The sequence below is a fragment of the Methylobacterium sp. NFXW15 genome, assembly GCF_049887755.1.
GTDB lineage: Bacteria > Pseudomonadota > Alphaproteobacteria > Rhizobiales > Beijerinckiaceae > Methylobacterium.
This window is the reverse complement of sequence record NZ_JAGEKG010000002.1, coordinates 587,854-603,209: the sequence shown is the minus strand read 5'-3', so window position 1 is coordinate 603,209 and position 15,356 is coordinate 587,854. Positions and strand designations below refer to the sequence as shown.

At 66.2% G+C, this 15,356-nt stretch carries 20 protein-coding genes; 10 read left to right on the top strand and 10 right to left on the bottom strand.

All coding sequences use genetic code 11. The features are described from left to right. Positions 1-39 precede the first annotated feature (39 nt). The 4 genes from J4O73_RS07205 to J4O73_RS07190 all read right to left on the bottom strand — a co-directional run bounded on the left by J4O73_RS07205 (position 40) and on the right by J4O73_RS07190 (position 2,437). The gene (locus J4O73_RS07205) at positions 40-339 is read right to left on the bottom strand and encodes a hypothetical protein (protein ID WP_426215934.1); all 300 of its coding nucleotides are present in this window, start codon (positions 337-339) and stop codon (positions 40-42) included. Beyond that, positions 336-1,817, bottom strand: a complete 1,482-nt coding sequence (gatA, locus tag J4O73_RS07200) for an Asp-tRNA(Asn)/Glu-tRNA(Gln) amidotransferase subunit GatA (protein WP_426215932.1) — start codon at positions 1,815-1,817, stop codon at positions 336-338. Before gatA ends, J4O73_RS07205 begins: the two co-directional genes overlap by 4 nt. Before the next feature lie 61 nt (positions 1,818-1,878). Next, the gene (gatC, locus tag J4O73_RS07195; RefSeq protein ID WP_378975092.1) at positions 1,879-2,166 is read right to left on the bottom strand and encodes an Asp-tRNA(Asn)/Glu-tRNA(Gln) amidotransferase subunit GatC; all 288 of its coding nucleotides are present in this window, start codon (positions 2,164-2,166) and stop codon (positions 1,879-1,881) included. Between the two features lie 85 nt (positions 2,167-2,251). Next, entirely contained in the window at positions 2,252-2,437 is a 186-nt protein-coding gene (locus tag J4O73_RS07190) for a hypothetical protein (protein ID WP_426215930.1), read from the bottom strand. A gap of 144 nt (positions 2,438-2,581) precedes the next feature. On the opposite strand from J4O73_RS07190, the gene ruvX reads away from it, so the two are divergent. Next, positions 2,582-3,079 (top strand): Holliday junction resolvase RuvX, encoded by a 498-nt coding sequence (ruvX, locus tag J4O73_RS07185; RefSeq protein WP_426215928.1) that lies wholly within the window; start codon positions 2,582-2,584, stop codon positions 3,077-3,079. 130 nt (positions 3,080-3,209) lie between these two features. Here ruvX and J4O73_RS07180 read toward each other — a convergent pair whose 3' ends face one another. After that, positions 3,210-3,959: an SDR family oxidoreductase gene (locus tag J4O73_RS07180; protein WP_426215926.1), complete on the bottom strand. Its 750-nt coding sequence runs from the start codon at positions 3,957-3,959 to the stop codon at positions 3,210-3,212. Positions 3,960-3,980: 21 nt separating this feature from the next. Then, positions 3,981-5,138, bottom strand: coding sequence for a CaiB/BaiF CoA transferase family protein (locus tag J4O73_RS07175; RefSeq protein ID WP_426215924.1), 1,158 nt, complete (start codon positions 5,136-5,138; stop codon positions 3,981-3,983). 253 nt (positions 5,139-5,391) lie between these two features. Between J4O73_RS07175 and J4O73_RS07170 the strand changes: the two genes are divergently transcribed. From J4O73_RS07170 to ureG, 7 genes are all read left to right on the top strand, one after another. Next, the gene (locus J4O73_RS07170; protein ID WP_426215922.1) at positions 5,392-5,868 is read left to right on the top strand and encodes a MucR family transcriptional regulator; all 477 of its coding nucleotides are present in this window, start codon (positions 5,392-5,394) and stop codon (positions 5,866-5,868) included. Positions 5,869-5,999: 131 nt separating this feature from the next. After that, on the top strand, positions 6,000-6,188 hold the full coding sequence (locus J4O73_RS07165) for a hypothetical protein (RefSeq protein WP_426215920.1): 189 nt from the start codon (positions 6,000-6,002) through the stop codon (positions 6,186-6,188). 172 nt (positions 6,189-6,360) lie between these two features. Beyond that, entirely contained in the window at positions 6,361-6,981 is a 621-nt protein-coding gene (locus tag J4O73_RS07160) for an urease subunit gamma (protein WP_426215918.1), read from the top strand. A gap of 82 nt (positions 6,982-7,063) precedes the next feature. After that, positions 7,064-8,740 (top strand): urease subunit alpha, encoded by a 1,677-nt coding sequence (gene ureC, locus J4O73_RS07155; RefSeq protein ID WP_426216009.1) that lies wholly within the window; start codon positions 7,064-7,066, stop codon positions 8,738-8,740. A gap of 6 nt (positions 8,741-8,746) precedes the next feature. Beyond that, the gene (locus J4O73_RS07150) at positions 8,747-9,271 is read left to right on the top strand and encodes an urease accessory protein UreE (protein ID WP_426215916.1); all 525 of its coding nucleotides are present in this window, start codon (positions 8,747-8,749) and stop codon (positions 9,269-9,271) included. Next, positions 9,222-9,947, top strand: a complete 726-nt coding sequence (locus tag J4O73_RS07145) for an urease accessory protein UreF (protein WP_426215914.1) — start codon at positions 9,222-9,224, stop codon at positions 9,945-9,947. Before J4O73_RS07150 ends, J4O73_RS07145 begins: the two co-directional genes overlap by 50 nt. A gap of 10 nt (positions 9,948-9,957) precedes the next feature. Beyond that, on the top strand, positions 9,958-10,578 hold the full coding sequence (ureG, locus tag J4O73_RS07140; protein ID WP_426215912.1) for an urease accessory protein UreG: 621 nt from the start codon (positions 9,958-9,960) through the stop codon (positions 10,576-10,578). Here the strand turns inward: ureG and J4O73_RS07135 are convergent, their stop codons facing one another. Further along, entirely contained in the window at positions 10,579-10,800 is a 222-nt protein-coding gene (locus tag J4O73_RS07135) for a hypothetical protein (protein ID WP_426215910.1), read from the bottom strand. Positions 10,801-10,994: 194 nt separating this feature from the next. Here J4O73_RS07135 and J4O73_RS07130 point away from each other — a divergent pair, with 194 nt between their 5' ends. After that, positions 10,995-11,198, top strand: coding sequence for a DUF3311 domain-containing protein (locus J4O73_RS07130; RefSeq protein ID WP_426215908.1), 204 nt, complete (start codon positions 10,995-10,997; stop codon positions 11,196-11,198). Then, a complete protein-coding gene (locus tag J4O73_RS07125; protein WP_426215906.1) occupies positions 11,195-12,658 on the top strand; it encodes a sodium:solute symporter family protein in 1,464 nt (487 codons plus the stop codon). Before J4O73_RS07130 ends, J4O73_RS07125 begins: the two co-directional genes overlap by 4 nt. Here the strand turns inward: J4O73_RS07125 and J4O73_RS07120 are convergent. The 3 genes from J4O73_RS07120 to J4O73_RS07110 are packed head-to-tail and all read right to left on the bottom strand — an operon-like array spanning position 12,636 to position 15,351. Continuing rightward, positions 12,636-13,406: an ABC transporter permease gene (locus J4O73_RS07120; protein ID WP_426215904.1), complete on the bottom strand. Its 771-nt coding sequence runs from the start codon at positions 13,404-13,406 to the stop codon at positions 12,636-12,638. The two genes, J4O73_RS07125 and J4O73_RS07120, sit on opposite strands and share 23 nt — an antisense overlap. Further along, positions 13,403-14,302: an ABC transporter permease gene (locus J4O73_RS07115; protein WP_426215902.1), complete on the bottom strand. Its 900-nt coding sequence runs from the start codon at positions 14,300-14,302 to the stop codon at positions 13,403-13,405. The genes J4O73_RS07120 and J4O73_RS07115 overlap by 4 nt, the downstream gene beginning before the upstream one ends. Positions 14,303-14,310: 8 nt before the next feature. Next, on the bottom strand, positions 14,311-15,351 hold the full coding sequence (locus J4O73_RS07110; RefSeq protein WP_426215900.1) for an ABC transporter ATP-binding protein: 1,041 nt from the start codon (positions 15,349-15,351) through the stop codon (positions 14,311-14,313). Between the last annotated feature and the right edge of the window lie 5 nt (positions 15,352-15,356).

The following is a 15,356-nucleotide window of genomic DNA, read 5'->3' as shown; positions in this document are numbered from 1 at the left end:
ACCGAGCGGATCTTTTCTAGGTGCGCGCCGCGCCAAGAATCAAGCGCGGCGGCCTGCGACCTGGCGGGCGCCGTAGCCGATCATGGCGTAGAGCAGGGCCGCCACGGCGCGGACGCTGAAGAAGGTCGGTCCGTCATGGGTGATCGGCGCGGGCCACGGAATACCCGCCGCCGACACCATCCACGAGAACAGCACGGCAACCGCGAAGGCGACGATCGCCGCGATGAAGCACTTGCCGAACTGATCGGCCTTCCAGCCGAGATAGAGAGCCACTACGATCAGGGCAGGATCGAATGCGGCCCAGATCCAGACCGTCCAGGGATAATAAGGGACGGTCATGCCCACCACGCGGCGGGAAGCTGCGTCCGTCCTGCCGAATCCTCGATCACCTGGGCGGCTGCAAACAGGGTTTCCTCATCGAAGGGGCGGCCGATCAGCTGGAGGCCGAGCGGCAGGCCCTGCGAGTCGAGCCCGGCGGGCACCGCGATGCCCGGCAGTCCCGCCATGTTCACCGTCACGGTGAACACGTCGTTGAGGTACATCTCGACCGGATCGGCATTGGCCTTCTCGCCGATGCCAAAGGCGGCCGAGGGCGTCGCCGGGGTGAGGATGGCATCCACGCCGTCCGCATAGGCGGCCTCGAAGTCGCGCTTGATTAGGGTACGGATCTTTTGGGCGCGAACGTAATAGGCGTCGTAATAGCCCGCCGAAAGCACGTAGGTGCCGATCATGATCCGGCGCTTCACCTCGCGGCCGAAACCGGCGGCGCGGGTGTTCTCGTACATCGAGGCGATGTCCTTGCCCGGCACGCGCAGGCCGTAGCGAACACCATCATAGCGGGCGAGGTTCGAGGACGCCTCGGCAGGGGCAACGATGTAATAGGCCGGCAGCGCGTAGGAGGTGTGCGGCAGTGAGATCTCCTTGATCGTCGCGCCAGCCGCCTTCAGCCACGCCGCGCCCTCGTCCCACAAGCGCTGGATCTCGGCCGGCATGCCATCGACCCGGTACTCCTTCGGGATACCGATGGTCAGGCCCTTCACGCCGCGGCCCACGGAAGCCTCGAAATCCGGCACCGCGAGGTCGGCGCAGGTCGTGTCCCGCGCATCCGCGCCGCTCATGGAGGCAAGCAGGATCGCACAATCCTTCACCGTGCGAGCGATGGGCCCGGCCTGATCGAGAGAGGACGCGAAGGCCACCGTGCCCCATCGCGAGCAGCGGCCATAGGTCGGCTTGATGCCGACCGTGCCGGTGAAGGCTGCGGGCTGGCGGATCGACCCGCCGGTATCGGTCGCCGTGGCGCCGAGGCAGAGACGCGCGGCCACCGCCGCCGCCGAGCCGCCGGAGGAGCCGCCGGGGACGATCTGCGCGTCAGAGTCCTTGCGGCGCCAGGGCGAGATCACGTTGCCGAAGGCGCTGGTCTCGTTGGACGAGCCCATGGCGAATTCATCGAGGTTCAGCTTGCCCAGCATCACCGCGCCGTCGCGCCAGAGATTGGCCGACACGGCGGATTCGTAATGCGGCTCGAACCCTTTGAGGATCTTGGAGCCCGCCGTCGTCTCCACGCCGTGGGTGCAGAACAGGTCCTTGATGCCGAGCGGGATGCCTTCCAGCGGGCGAGCCTCGCCCGCGGCAATCTTGGCATCCGACAAGTCGGCCATGGCGAGCGCCCGGTCCGGCGTCTCGAGGAGGTAGGTGTTGAGCGAACGCGCCTTCGCCATGGCGTCGAGATGCGCCTGGGTCAGTTCGCGGGCCGAAAGGGTCTTCGCCTTCAGGGCGTCCCGCGCCTCGGCGAGGGTGAGTTCGTTGGGGCTGCTCACGCGTCTCAAGTCCCTGCGCGCCGCAAGGGCGCGTGCAAACGGATAACGTCCGGCCGGAGGGTTACTCGACCACCTTGGGAACGAGGAAGTAATGATCCTCCGTCTCGGGCGCGTTAGCGACCACGTCGACGGCGCGACCGCCTTCGGTCACGCCATCCTCGCGCTTCTTCATCGCCATGGGCAGCACCGAGGTCATAGGCTCCACGCCGGAGACATCGACCGTGCCGAGTTGCTCCACGAAGGCGAGGATGTTGTTCAATTCAGCGCCCAGCGGCCCGACTTCCTCGTCGGTGACCGCGATCCGCGCCAGATGTGCGATGCGCCGCACAGTCTTCTCGTCGACCGACATGCCGTCCCGTTCATCCCGGCCGGGGACTCGTTCCCTCGGCGGCCGGGCTATAGCATTGCGTTTCCAAGCCCCGCAACGCGGGGGCTCACGTCACGACGTGGTTTGGCTTCACCGTCTGCTCCACCGCGATGCCCGGCGGCCTGATCGGCTTCAGCACCGATTGCGCGGCGCCGAACACCAGAACCTCGAAGGCCAGAACCAGCATCCAGCCATGGCGGCGGCGACGCGCCCGGCGCGTCTTGTCGTCAGCGATCTTATTGGCACCCGGCACTGCCGTCTCCGCGCGGTCGGTTAACACTTCCTTAACCAACTTAAACGGCGCACGCTCCGCGTACATCCGGCGCGAGCACGGATATGGTTAAGACTGTGGACGGGATGGTGGCGCCGGGGCGCCGGGTCGCGTAGGCCGTGCGCCATGGACAAGCAGACGATCCGCGACTTCGCGGCGGCTTCGCGCGGGGGTACCCGCCTGATCGGCCTCGACCTCGGCACCAAGACGATCGGCCTTGCCCTGTCGGATCTCGGCCGTCAGATCGCCAGCCCGCTGGAGACGATCCGTCGTGTGAAGTTCACGCCCGACGCGATGCGCCTCAAGGCCGTATGCGATGAGCACCGGGTCGGCGGACTTGTGCTCGGCCTGCCGCTCAACATGGACGGCACAGAGGGACCGCGGGTGCAGTCGACCCGCGCCTTCGCACGCAACCTTGCGCCGATCCTGCCTCTGCCGGTGCTGTTCTTCGATGAGCGGCTTTCGACGGCGGTCGTCACCCGCGCGCTGATCGAGGCCGATGCCTCACGCCAGCGCCGGGGCGAACTCGTGGACAAGCTCGCCGCCGCCTACATCCTGCAGGGCTGCCTCGATGTGATGCGCCGCGTCGCCTACGAGGATGGCGACTCGCCCGAGGACGAGTGAGCCGCCGGGCGCTTAAAGCCGTCTTCGACCGAGTCGGGTCACCTGCCTTCGCCCTTGCTTCGCTGCGCTCGCAAGGACGGCCGGGAATCCATCGACGGGGGCATCTCGACTCGGTCGGATACGGATCCAGTCAGGCGGTGCGGCCGCCATCCACGGGCAGATCGATGCCGGTGATGAATTCGGCTTCGTCGGAAGCGAGATAGAGAGCCGCGTTCGCGATGTCCTGGGCTGTCGAGAGGCGCCCGAGGGGAATCGTCGCGATGAACTTCGTGCGGTTCTCCGGCGTGTCCTCCATGCCCATGAAGTCTTCGAGCAGACCGGTCGCGCCCATGACCGGGCACAGCGCGTTCACGCGAATCTTCCATGGCGCGAGTTCGAGGGCGAGCGAGCGAGTGGCGAGGCTCGCAGCACCTTTGGAGGCATTGTACCACGTCAGGCCGGGCCGCGGCCGTATCGCCGCCGTCGAGCTGACATTCAGGATCACGCCGCCACCATTGTCACGCATCACGGGCGCCGCCGAGCGTACGAAGTGGAAAATCGACTTCACGTTCACGCGGAAAACGCGATCGAAATCCTCCTCTGTCACTTCCATCAGCGGCTTATTGCGATGGGTGGTGCCCGCATTGTTCATGAGGATGTGCGGCGCACCGAAACGTTTGCTCGTTTCCTCGATGACGTCCGCCACATCGGCCGCCGAGCCGACATCGGCGGCGAACGCGATGGCCCGGTCCCCAAGGGAGTTCGCGAGCGCTTCGACCGCATCACGGCGGATATCGACCAGAACGACCCGCGCGCCTTCGGCCACAAAGCGTTCCGCGATGCCGGCGCCGAAACCACCCCCCGCGCCTGTCACGATGGCAATCTTGTTCTGAAGCCGCATGCTGTCCTCCCGAATTCGTCGTTAGGAGTTTGCCCGGAACTCGGCGCGGATCCGCTCGCTGTGTTCGCCCACGGCCGGGACCGGACCTAGGGCTCGCACCTCACCATCGATGAGAACGGGCGGAGCCACGATCCGCGCCGTTCCGCCGGGCGTCTCTACCTCGACGCGGGTCAGCGCCGGGTGGGTGGCGAGGTCGGCGAGCGTGTTGACGAAGCCATAGGCCGTGCCGGTACCCTTCAGGCGGGCGGCAGCCTCGTCACGCGTAAGGCGGCCCAGGACTTCGCTAATCCGCGCATCCACGGCGTCCCGGTTGGCGACACGGGCATTGTTCGACTCGTAGCCATCGGCGCGGGCCAGATCCGGCTCTCCGAGCACGCCTACGCAGAAGGCTGCCCATTCACGCTCGTTCTGAATCGAGATCAGGACGAGGCTGCCATCGGCCGTCGCATAGGCGCCGTAGGGGCTGATCGACGGGTGCGCGAGGCCGAGCCGCTGCGGAACGCGGCCGGTGCCCTCGAAATACAGCAGCGGTACGTTCATCCAGTCGGCCGCGCCGCTGAACAAGCTGACCTCGAGGGATGCGCCCTCCCCCGTGATGCCGCGAGCGATCAGCGCCTCCAGCACGGCGGCATGGGCGTCCATCCCGCAAGCCACATCGCAGACCGAAACGCCGACCCGTCCCGGCCCTGCGGGGTGGCCGGTGATCCCGGCGAGCCCGCTCTCGGCCTGAACCAGCAGGTCGTAAGCCTTCATATTCGAATAGGAATGGCCCATCCCGTAGCCGGTGATGTCCACCGTGATCAGTCTCGGATGGCGCGCGCGCAACGCTGCCGACCCGAACCCGGCCCTGGCCGCAGCCCCCGGCGCGAGGTTCTGCACGAAGACATCCGCGCGTTCGAGGATCCGGTGCATCAGGGCGGCATCGGCCGGATCCTTGATGTCGGCGACGAGGCTCTCCTTGCCTCGGTTGAGCCAGACGAAATAGCTCGCGAGGCCGTTCACCGAGGCGTCATAGCCCCGCGCGAAATCACCCTCCGGCCGCTCGATCTTGATGACCCGGGCCCCGGCATCGGCAAGACGCGACGTGCAGTAAGGGGCCGCGACGGCCTGCTCCAGCGCGAGGACGGTTAGCCCTTTCAACGGCAAGGCGCCGGTTCGGCCCGGCCTGTCCGGTCGCATCGCTTCCTCCCTCGAAACGCCTCTGACATGGCGCGGTGCCGGGCCCCTGTCCAACCGGAAGGGCTTGGATGTTTCGGCGGAGATGCCGCTGGGATTCGTGCACAGAGTGAGGTCGATAGATTGTCCCAAACCACGGGTTTAGTTTTTCGGTCGCGTAATGGTGATAGGCAACAAAAACTACACATGCATCTTGAAAACAGCTCGAGCTTGATGGCAAACCTTCCCCAGGAATCAATTAAAGGGGATCGACAACATGTCCGTGGACGCTACGCAACCTGCAGGTGATGAAGTAGTGCAGCAACTCGCTCTTTACGCGAGTGATGTGATCTCCGCCTACGTAGCGAACAATCCTCTTCCGCAATCCGAGCTTCCGGGTCTGATCAGCAGCGTCCACGCTGCGTTGAAGCGGCTGACCGAGACGGACATGGCCGAAAGCGGCGCGAAGGAATCCGAGAAGGTTCACCGGCCGTCCAATGCCGAGATCCGCAAGTCCATCGGACGCGACGGCTTGGTGAGCTTCATCGACGGCAAGGTCTACAAGACCCTCAAGCGTCACCTGTCGAGCCACGGTCTCGATCCGGAGAGCTACCGCGAGCGCTTCGGCCTGCCGAGCGACTATCCGATGGTGGCCCCGAGCTACGCAGCCCGCCGCTCCGCTCTCGCCAAGGAGATCGGGCTCGGCCGTCCGGGTGCCCTGGCTGCGCGGCAGGCCAAGCGCAGCGCTGCGTGAAGCCTGGCGGCGGCGTCACGAGACATCGATTCGATTTCGTCCCTTCACTGTCATCTATGCCTATTATTCGGGCTGGACCGCGTTCCTGCGGATCACTACCGAATGGCGGAATAGACTTAGGGAGGTGCGACATGGACGCTGTCGTCTTTGCGATGACGCGCGAGTCGGCTTCGAATGACTCGTCTCCTCAGCAACGGAAGCTCGCGGATCAAGCGCTGCATTTGGCGCTGCGCGCCGAGCGTCGGTCGCGCGATGAACGGACGGCTCGCCTCCGAGCCATGCTGCTCGCCATCGGCGAGCAGGCCAGCACCGAAGACTGAGACGTAACATCGTGCCCGCCCCCTCTTGCGGGGCGGGCACTCGCTGCTCATCCGCGCGACTTACGAAACGAGAGGGTGGGATAGCGGCGCGAGCGCCCTGTGGCGGCCTTGACGCAGTGCCGAGCATGATCCTTGCTCCGCCAGCTTTGACTGGCGACGAAACGAGGCGACGGTGCTGCTCACTCCCCGCGAGAAGGACAAGCTGCTGATCGCGATGGCGGCCCAGGTGGCACGCAATCGCCTCGCCCGTGGCGTGAAGCTGAACCATCCCGAGGCTGTGGCCCTCATCACCGATTTCGTGGTCGAGGGCGCACGCGATGGGCGCACGGTGGCCGAATTGATGGCAGCGGGCGGCAATGTCCTGACTGCCGATCAGGTCATGCCCGGCATTCCGGAGATGATCCACGACATCCAGGTAGAGGCGACTTTCCCGGATGGCACCAAGCTGGTCACGGTCCATCACCCGATTCGGGGCGCCCCCTCGCAGGACGTGCCCGGCACGGTGACGGCGCTGCCCGGTGAGATCGTGTTCAACGAGGGTGCGGAACGCACCGTCATAGAGGTCGCCAATGTCGGCGACCGGCCGATTCAGGTCGGCTCCCACTATCACTTCTTCGAGGCCAACCCGGGTCTCGTCTTCGACCGTGCGGAGGCGCGGGGCAAGCGCCTCGACATTGCCCCCGGCACCGCCGTGCGTTTCGAACCCGGCTCGACGCGACAGGTGGCGCTGGTGCCGCTTTCGGGCGACCGGATCGTCCACGGCTTCCGAGGCGACGTGATGGGCAAGCTGTGATGGGTGCGTGCGAAAAGCGGAGGCCGAGACCGTGAGCAACACCCTCAAGCCCGCGAGCCTCCCGCGCTCGGCCTATGCCGACATGTTCGGCCCGACGACCGGTGACCGCATCCGGCTCGCCGACACCTCCATCGAGATCACCGTCGAGCGCGATTTCACCACCTATGGGGAGGAAGTGAAGTTCGGCGGCGGCAAGGTCATCCGCGACGGTATGGGTCAATCGCAGGCGCCGAATGCGGCGGGCGCGGTCGATACAGTCATCACCAATGCTGTCGTCCTCGACCATTGGGGCATCGTGAAATGCGATGTCGGCATCGTGCGCGGGCGGATCTTCAAGCTCGGCAAGGCCGGCAACCCGGATGTGCAGCCCGGTGTCGACATCGTCGTCGGACCCGGGACTGAGGTGATCGCGGGCGAAGGCAAGATCCTTACGGCGGGCGGGTTCGACAGCCACATCCACTTCATTTGCCCGCAGCAGATCGAGGAGGCCCTGTGCTCGGGCGTCACCACGATGCTCGGCGGCGGCACGGGCCCCGCGCACGGCACCTTCGCGACCACCTGCACGCCAGGACCCTGGCACATCGCCCGAATGATCGAGGCGGCGGACGCGTTCCCGATGAACCTCGCCTTCGCGGGCAAGGGAAACGCCTCCCAACCGGATAGCTTGGTGGAGATGGTGCGCGGCGGCGCTTGCGCCCTGAAACTTCACGAGGATTGGGGCACCACCCCCAAGGCCATCGACACCTGCTTGAGCGTCGCGGATCTCCACGACATCCAAGTGATGATCCATACCGATACGCTCAACGAGTCGGGATTCGTCGAGGACACGATCGCGGCCTTCAAGGGCCGCACCATCCATGCCTTCCATACAGAGGGCGCGGGCGGCGGCCATGCGCCGGACATCATCAAGGTCGCGGGGCTGGCCAACGTTCTCCCGTCGTCCACGAACCCGACACGCCCCTACACCCGCAATACCATCGATGAGCATCTCGACATGCTGATGGTGTGCCACCACCTCGACCCGTCGATCCCCGAAGATCTCGCCTTCGCCGAAAGCCGCATCCGCAAGGAGACGATCGCCGCCGAAGACATTCTGCACGATATCGGCGCGCTCTCGATGATGTCGTCGGATTCGCAGGCTATGGGCCGGGTCGGCGAAGTCATCATCCGCACGTGGCAGACGGCCGACAAGATGAAGCGTCAGCGCGGTGCGTTGGCTGGCGACACGTCCGGAACGGACAATCTGCGCGCCCGCCGCTATGTCGCGAAGTACACCATCAATCCGGCCATCGCCCATGGCGTCTCCCGGCATATCGGCTCCATCGAGCCGGGGAAACTCGCCGACCTCGTGCTCTGGACGCCCGCCTTCTTCGGCGTGAAGCCGGACCTCGTGCTTAAGGGTGGCGCCATCGCCGCCGCGCCGATGGGTGATCCGAACGCCTCGATTCCGACGCCGCAGCCGGTGCACTACCGGCCGATGTTCGGGGCCTATGGCCGCGTGCCCTATTCCACCGCCCTCACTTTCGTTTCGAAGGCGGCCCTGGAGGACGGTCTTCGCGAGCGGCTCGGCGTGCAGAAGGAGATGGTTGCCGTCGAGAACGTCCGCGGCGGCATCTCGAAAAAGAGCATGGTGCTCAACGATGCCACCCCGGTGATCGAGGTCGATCCCGAGACCTACGACGTGCGTGCGGACGGCGAATTGCTGGTCTGCGAGCCCGCCGAAGTGCTGCCCATGGCGCAGCGGTATTTTCTGTTCTGAGGTCGCGTGACGCTTTCAACCGGTGGTTCCCCGAGGGGATTTCTGCGTGCGACCCGGATCCTGCGGGCGGGCGCGTTGTCGGGTGGCGAGATCATCGATCGCGTGGTGCTCGACCATGGCGACCGGCATCGCCGCCGCACCACCATGCGTGGACTCGGTGGAACGGCGTTCCTGCTCGATCTGGCCGAGCCCGCCATGCTTGATGACGGAGACGCCCTTGTGCTGGAAGATGGGCGCCTCGTTTGGGTGGAGGCGGCGCCGGAGCGACTGCTCGAGATCCAGGCGCCCAACGAGCATGCCCTGCGTCGCCTGATTTGGCACATGGGCAACCGGCACATCCCGGCCGAGATCGGTCCCGATGCGGTGTGGATCGGTTACGATCACGTCCTCGCGGAGATGGTGCGGGGCCTCGGCGGTACGGCCGAGGAGGTAGAGCGTCCGTTCCGCCCCGAGGGTGGCGCCTATTCTGGCGGACACAATCATGGCCACGGAAGTGGGCATGCGCACGGTCATGCCCATTCCCATGACTGAGGCCGTCGAGGCGCTTCGGCTCTTCGCGTGGTTGTCGCCAGGCTACCCCGTGGGAGCCTATGCCTATTCGCACGGGCTCGAAGCCGCCGTGGAGGCGGGCGACGTCAGCGGCGAGGAAAGCCTGACCGCATGGCTCGGCGATGTCTGCGAACGAGGCTCGCTCCGTAACGACCTGATCCTGGTCGCCCGCGCCCATGACGCGGCGTCGGCGGCAAGCGCGACGGACCTGACTGCGCTCAACGATCTCGCCCTGGCCCTGGCGCCCTCGCGCGAATTGCATCTCGAGACCAGTCAGCAGGGACGCAGCTTCCTCGATGCGACCCTCGGGGCGTGGCCCTGCCCCGCGCTCGCGGCGCTCGCGCCGTCGCTATGCGAGGCGGTGGCCTATCCCGTGGCGGTCGGTGCCGCCGCCGGTGCCCATGCCATGCAATTGTCGCCTTTGCTCGGGGCCTATGCCCTCGCCTTCGTGCAGAACCTCGTTTCGGCCGCGCTCAGGTCGGCCCCGGTGGGGCAGGCAGCGGGTACTCGTGTCGTCGCCGCCCTCTCGGCGCGGCTCGTGCCGCTGGCGAGAGCGGCGGAGACCGCGAGCCTCGACGATCTCGGCTCGGCCTGCCTTCGCCTCGATCTCGGGTCGTTCCGGCACGAGACGCAGTATTCCCGCATCTTCCGGTCATGAGGCTTCAGCGATGAGCGTTTCCGCGAACGGTCCCCTGCGCGTCGGCATTGGCGGCCCGGTTGGCTCGGGCAAGACGGCGCTGATGGAACAGCTCTGCAAGCGGTTTCGCGACCGTTACGAGATCTGCGCCATCACCAACGACATCTACACGAAGGAGGATGCGCGCATTCTCACCGTCGCGGGCGCCCTGCCCGAGGAGCGGATCCTCGGCGTCGAAACCGGCGGCTGCCCGCATACCGCGATCCGGGAGGACGCCTCGATCAATCTGGCCGCCGTCGCCCAGATGCGGCAACGCTTTCCGAAACTCGATCTGGTGCTGATCGAGTCCGGCGGAGACAACCTCGCGGCGACGTTCTCGCCGGAACTCGCGGATATCACCCTCTACGTCATCGACGTCGCGGGTGGGGAGAAGATCCCCCGCAAGGGCGGGCCGGGCATCACCCGTTCGGACCTGCTGATCGTCAACAAGACCGATCTCGCACCGCTCGTCGGGGCCGACCTCTCGGTCATGGAGAGCGATACGAAACGGATGCGCGGCACGCGGCCCTACGTTTTCGCCTCGCTTCGCGCGGGCGACGGGGCGGACATTGTCGCCAAGTTCATCGAGGAGGCTGGCGGACTCGGGCGCTGATCAGTGCTCGGCCGAGGCTGAACGGGTCCGGGCACTGGGACTCGTGCCCATCAGCGCGTCGAGGCGGCTCATCCGGGCGGTAAAGCCTTCCATGGCCGCCCGCCTCGCTTTCGCGGGGGCGTTGGCCTCGGCCTTCGCGTGATGCAACGGCCGGGCTTCGGCGGCGACGGGCACGAGGGCCAGAACGGCGCCCAGAGCGAGGAAGCTGGGAAGTACCTTCATGGGGCGAATCTCGGTTCACCCATTGCACGGGGCAGCGGGCAATCGAGACGTAATCCCAGACGAAAGCTGAGCCGGTGCGCTGGCGCACGGCTCCGCTTCGCACACCATTCGTCGGCTACGATGAACCCTCCGGCGTGAAGACCGTTCATCCCTCGCCGGGCCATGCGCGGCCCTTCGATGGTGGGAGCCGGTCGATGCGGCATGTCCGATGGCTCGCGGTGTTGCCGTTTCTCGGCATGCTCGTCGGCCCGTACTTCATGAACAGGGTCGAGCCCTTTATTCTGGGCCTCCCGTTCCTGCTGGCGTGGCTCGTCTTCTGCGTGCTCGCGACAAGCGCGATCATGGGGATCATCTACTTCACTGATCCACAGAATCGCGCCCCGGAGGATGGCCGATGAGCGCCGCCCTCATCATCGTCGCGGCAGCCTTCGTCGTCGCCCTCGGACTCGGCCTGCGCGCCCGATCCGGTCGGGAGATGGGCCTGGAGCAATGGACGGTGGGCGGGCGCGGCTTCGGCACCGCCTTCGTGTTCCTGCTGATGGCGGGTGAGATCTACACGACCTTCACCTTCCTCGGTGGCTCCGGCATCGCCTACGGCAAAGGCGCGCCCGCCTACTACATCCTCTGCTACATTACCCTCGGCTACGTCACATCCTATTGGCTGCTGCCGCCGGTCTGGCGTTATGCGAAGGAAAGGCGCCTGTTCACGCAGCCGGACTTCTTCGCCGCGAAGTACGAGAGTCCGGCGCTCGGAATGTTGGTCGCCCTGGTCGGACTGGTGGCGCTCGTCCCTTACATGGTGCTGCAGTTCAAGGGGCTCGGCATCATCGTGTCGACTGCCTCCTACGGTGCCATCTCGCCGACGGTCGCCGTCTGGATCGGCGCCGTCGCTGTTACGGCCTATGTGGTGGTGTCGGGAGTGCACGGTTCGGCCTGGAATGCCGTGCTGAAGGATATCAGCATCCTCTGCGTGGTGGTGTTCCTCGGCATCTATCTGCCGCTTCACTATTACGGCGGCTACGAGGCCATGTTTCAGGCGATCGAGGCGCAGAAGCCGGGCTTCCTCGCGCTGCCGTCCCTGGGCCAAAGCCCGACATGGTTCGCAACCACGACGCTGCTGACGGCGCTCGGCGCGTTCATGTGGCCACACACCTTCGGCTCGCTCTATACCGCTCGCGAGCCGCGATCCTTCCGGCGCAACGCGGCAATTCTGCCGCTCTACCAGTTGATCAACCTCTTCGTCTTCGTGGTCGGCTTCGCAGCCGTGTTGCAGGTGCCGGGCCTGACCGGGCCGGAGGTCGACCTCGCGCTGTTCAAGCTCTCACTCCAGAGTTTCCCGCCGTGGTTCGTGGGGATCATCGGAGCGACCGGCGTTCTGACCGCGCTGGTGCCTGGTTCGATGATCTTGATCGCCGGGGCGACCTTACTGGCGAACAACATCGTACGGCCCCTGCGCCCCGGGATGGATGACGCGGTGATTGCCCGCTTGGCGAAAGCGTTCGTGCCGGTGATGTCGCTGGTCTGCGTCGGCTTCACCCTCTCGGGCGGCGATACGATCGTGCAGCTGCTGCTGATGGGCTACAACTTCGTGACGCAGCTTTTTCCGTGCTTCCTAACCAGCTTGATGCGGCGTAATCCGCTGGACAAGCGAGCGGCCGCGGCGGGGATCATCGCGGGTGTCGCGACGGTAGCAGCGACCACCCTCAGTGGTTTCAGCCTCACGCATTACCCGCAGCTCGGCCCCCTGCGCGATGTCAATCTCGGGGTGCTGGCGCTGGTGGTGAACCTCGTGGTGACGGCCCTCGTTGCGAAACTGGTTCAACCGTCCGAGCGCGTCAGGCGGCTCGGCGAGCGGTGAGCCAGGAGGCGATCAACACCACAAGGCTGACGAGGACGACCAGCAGCGTGGAGGCCGCGTTGATCTCCGGGTTCACCCCCAATCTCACTTGGCTGTAGAGACGCATCGGCAGGGTCGTCGCGCCGGGGCCGGACACGAAGCTCGCGATCACGAGATCATCCAGTGACAGTGTGAAGGCGAGGAGCGCGCCTGCCGCGATCGCGGGGGCGAGAAGCGGGAGGGTCACCGTCGTCAGCACGCGAAACGGGCTCGCGCCAAGATCGGCGGCCGCCTCTTCCAGCGAACGGTCGAGCCCGCGCAGACGCGCGGCGACGACCACCGCCACGAAGCCTGTACAGAAGGTCGCGTGGGCGATGACGATGGTCACGAGACCCCGGTCGAGACCGATGCCGATGAACAGCAGCAGCAGCGAGAGGCCTATCATCACCTCTGGCATGACCATCGGTCCGTAGACGAGCCCAGTGAAGAGCGAGCGCCCCCGAAAGCGCCCATGGCGCTCCAGCGCCAAAGCAGCGAGGGTGCCGAGCAGGGTGGCGGTCAGGCTCGCGAAGACGGCGACCTGCAGCGAGACCCAGGCGGCGGCGATGAGGGGCCCATCCGAAAACAGGGCCGAGTACCAGCGGGTAGAGAACCCGCCCCAGACCGTCACGAGGTTGGAGGCATTGAACGAGTATGCCACCAGCACGAGGATCGGCGCGTAGAGAAAGCCGAGCCCGAGCCACAGGGCGGCGCGCGTCACGCCGCTCATGCGCCCTCCCCGCCCGCGCGCAAGCTATCGCGGAACAGCACGACGGGCGCGACGACGATCACGAGCAGCACCACGGCCACCGCTGCTGCCAGGGGCCAGTCGCGGTTCGAGAAGAATTCGCTCCAGAGCACGCGGCCGAGCATCAGCGTTTCCGAGCCGCCGAGCAGATCGGGGATGACGAACTCGCCGACCATCGGGATGAAGCACAGCCCCGCGCCGGCCATGATGCCCGGCAGGCTGAGCGGCAGGGTCACTGTCCAGAACACCCGCGCAGGGCTGGCGCCGAGATCGGCGGCGGCCTCTCGCAGGCTCGGATCGAGCCGGTTCATCACCGCATAGAGCGGTAGCACCATGAAGGGCAGATAGGCGTAGACGAGCCCGATGATCACCGCGACGTCGGTATTTAGAATCACCAAGGGCTGGGAAATCAGCCCGAGCTTCATGAGAACGAGGTTCAGAAGCCCTTCCTGCTTCAGGATGGCGATCCACGCATAGATGCGGATGAGAAAGCTCGTCCAGAACGGCACCACCACCAGGGCGACGAGCAACGGTTGCCAGCGCAGCGGGGCGCGAGCCAGGGCGTAGGCGATAGGAGTGCCGATGACGACCAGAATCGCCGTCGCGGTCCCGGCATAGAAGAGGGAGCCGAGGGTCGCCGCCTGATACAGGTCGTCCTGAGCGAGAGTGATGTAGTTCGTGAAGTTCAAGGCTTCGAGGAAGCTCGACCACCCGTCGAGTCCACCCTGCCAATCGAGCAGCGGCAGATAGGGCGGAATGGCAGTGGCTGGCTCCGACAGGCTGATCTTCAGCGTGACGAGGAAGGGCAGCAGGAAGAACGCGCCGAGCCACAGGAACGGCGGCAGTCTCAGCAGACGAGCGAAGATCCGGCTGGCCATGGGGCGGCTCACGCGGGCAGGATGACGGCATCCGCCGGGGCGAAGCCGACATGTGTCGCCGCTCCGCGATCAGGCCCGACGCCCGGCGAGCCGCTCGCCCGGAGCACGGTGTTATCGGCCAGCCGCAGCAGGCGGCGGACACGGTCGCCCAGAAATGTTTCGTCCGCGACGGTGGCGGGAAGGCCGGTCTCGCCGAAGGTCAAGTTCTCGGGGCGCACCGCGATCACGACCTCCGCGCCTTCTTCGAGATCGACGGCGCCTTCCTGCGCCCTGAGCACGCCGTTGGCGCTCGCGACGTCGCGAATGCCGCCGACGCCCTTCGCGCCGAGTCGGCCGGGGATGAGATTTACATCGCCGAGCAGGCCCGCCACGTAGCGGCTCACCGGGCGGCGATAGAGGTCGGTTGGGGCCCCGATCTGCGCGAGGCGCCCGCGCTCCATCACGCCGATCCGATCAGCGAGCATCATCGCCTCCTCGGGATCGTGGGTGACGACGATGAAGCTGGTTCCGAGCCGCTTCTGCAAAGCGCGCAACTCTCCCTGCGTCTCCTCGCGCAGGCCCCGGTCGAGGGCGCCGAGCGGTTCATCGAGCAGCAGCAGGCCCGGCTCGCGGGCGATGGCGCGGGCCAGTGCCACGCGCTGGCGCTGACCACCGGACAAAGTGTCGGGCCGCCGAGCCCCGAAGCCTTCGAGGCGGGCGAGGCGAAGAAGCTCATCCACGCGCGCCTTCGCGTCCGGCCGCCCTTTCAACCCATAGGCGATGTTGGCCGCCACACTCATATGCGGAAACAGCGCGTAGGACTGGAACATCATGTTCACCGGCCGACGATGCGGCGGGAGTCCCGTGACGTCGGTGCCGTTGACCGAGATGCTGCCTTCGCTCGGGCTCTCGAACCCCGCGATCATGCGCAACAGGGTGCTTTTCCCGCAGCCCGATGGACCGAGGAGACAGAAGAACTCCCCCGGCGCCAGTTCGAGATCCACCCCATCCACGGCGACATGCGTGCCGAACCGCTTGACGAGCCGCTCGATCGAGAGACTGGGCGCCATCGCCA

Excerpts from the sequence above, each read along its gene's own strand:
- J4O73_RS07175 (WP_426215924.1), bottom strand. The coding sequence starts at position 5,138 with ATGCGACCGGACAGGCCGGGCCGAACCGGCGCCTTGCCGTTGAAAGGG.
- J4O73_RS07145 (WP_426215914.1), top strand. The coding sequence starts at position 9,222 with ATGGCCACGGAAGTGGGCATGCGCACGGTCATGCCCATTCCCATGACT.
- J4O73_RS07205 (WP_426215934.1), bottom strand. The coding sequence starts at position 339 with ATGACCGTCCCTTATTATCCCTGGACGGTCTGGATCTGGGCCGCATTC.
- J4O73_RS07110 (WP_426215900.1), bottom strand. The coding sequence starts at position 15,351 with ATGGCGCCCAGTCTCTCGATCGAGCGGCTCGTCAAGCGGTTCGGCACG.
- J4O73_RS07165 (WP_426215920.1), top strand. The coding sequence starts at position 6,000 with ATGGACGCTGTCGTCTTTGCGATGACGCGCGAGTCGGCTTCGAATGAC.
- J4O73_RS07125 (WP_426215906.1), top strand. The coding sequence starts at position 11,195 with ATGAGCGCCGCCCTCATCATCGTCGCGGCAGCCTTCGTCGTCGCCCTC.
- J4O73_RS07170 (WP_426215922.1), top strand. The coding sequence starts at position 5,392 with ATGTCCGTGGACGCTACGCAACCTGCAGGTGATGAAGTAGTGCAGCAA.
- J4O73_RS07180 (WP_426215926.1), bottom strand. The coding sequence starts at position 3,959 with ATGCGGCTTCAGAACAAGATTGCCATCGTGACAGGCGCGGGGGGTGGT.
- ureG (WP_426215912.1), top strand. The coding sequence starts at position 9,958 with ATGAGCGTTTCCGCGAACGGTCCCCTGCGCGTCGGCATTGGCGGCCCG.
- ureC (WP_426216009.1), top strand. The coding sequence starts at position 7,064 with ATGTTCGGCCCGACGACCGGTGACCGCATCCGGCTCGCCGACACCTCC.
- J4O73_RS07115 (WP_426215902.1), bottom strand. The coding sequence starts at position 14,302 with ATGGCCAGCCGGATCTTCGCTCGTCTGCTGAGACTGCCGCCGTTCCTG.
- gatC (WP_378975092.1), bottom strand. The coding sequence starts at position 2,166 with ATGTCGGTCGACGAGAAGACTGTGCGGCGCATCGCACATCTGGCGCGG.
- J4O73_RS07135 (WP_426215910.1), bottom strand. The coding sequence starts at position 10,800 with ATGAAGGTACTTCCCAGCTTCCTCGCTCTGGGCGCCGTTCTGGCCCTC.
- J4O73_RS07130 (WP_426215908.1), top strand. The coding sequence starts at position 10,995 with ATGCGGCATGTCCGATGGCTCGCGGTGTTGCCGTTTCTCGGCATGCTC.
- ruvX (WP_426215928.1), top strand. The coding sequence starts at position 2,582 with ATGGACAAGCAGACGATCCGCGACTTCGCGGCGGCTTCGCGCGGGGGT.
- J4O73_RS07120 (WP_426215904.1), bottom strand. The coding sequence starts at position 13,406 with ATGAGCGGCGTGACGCGCGCCGCCCTGTGGCTCGGGCTCGGCTTTCTC.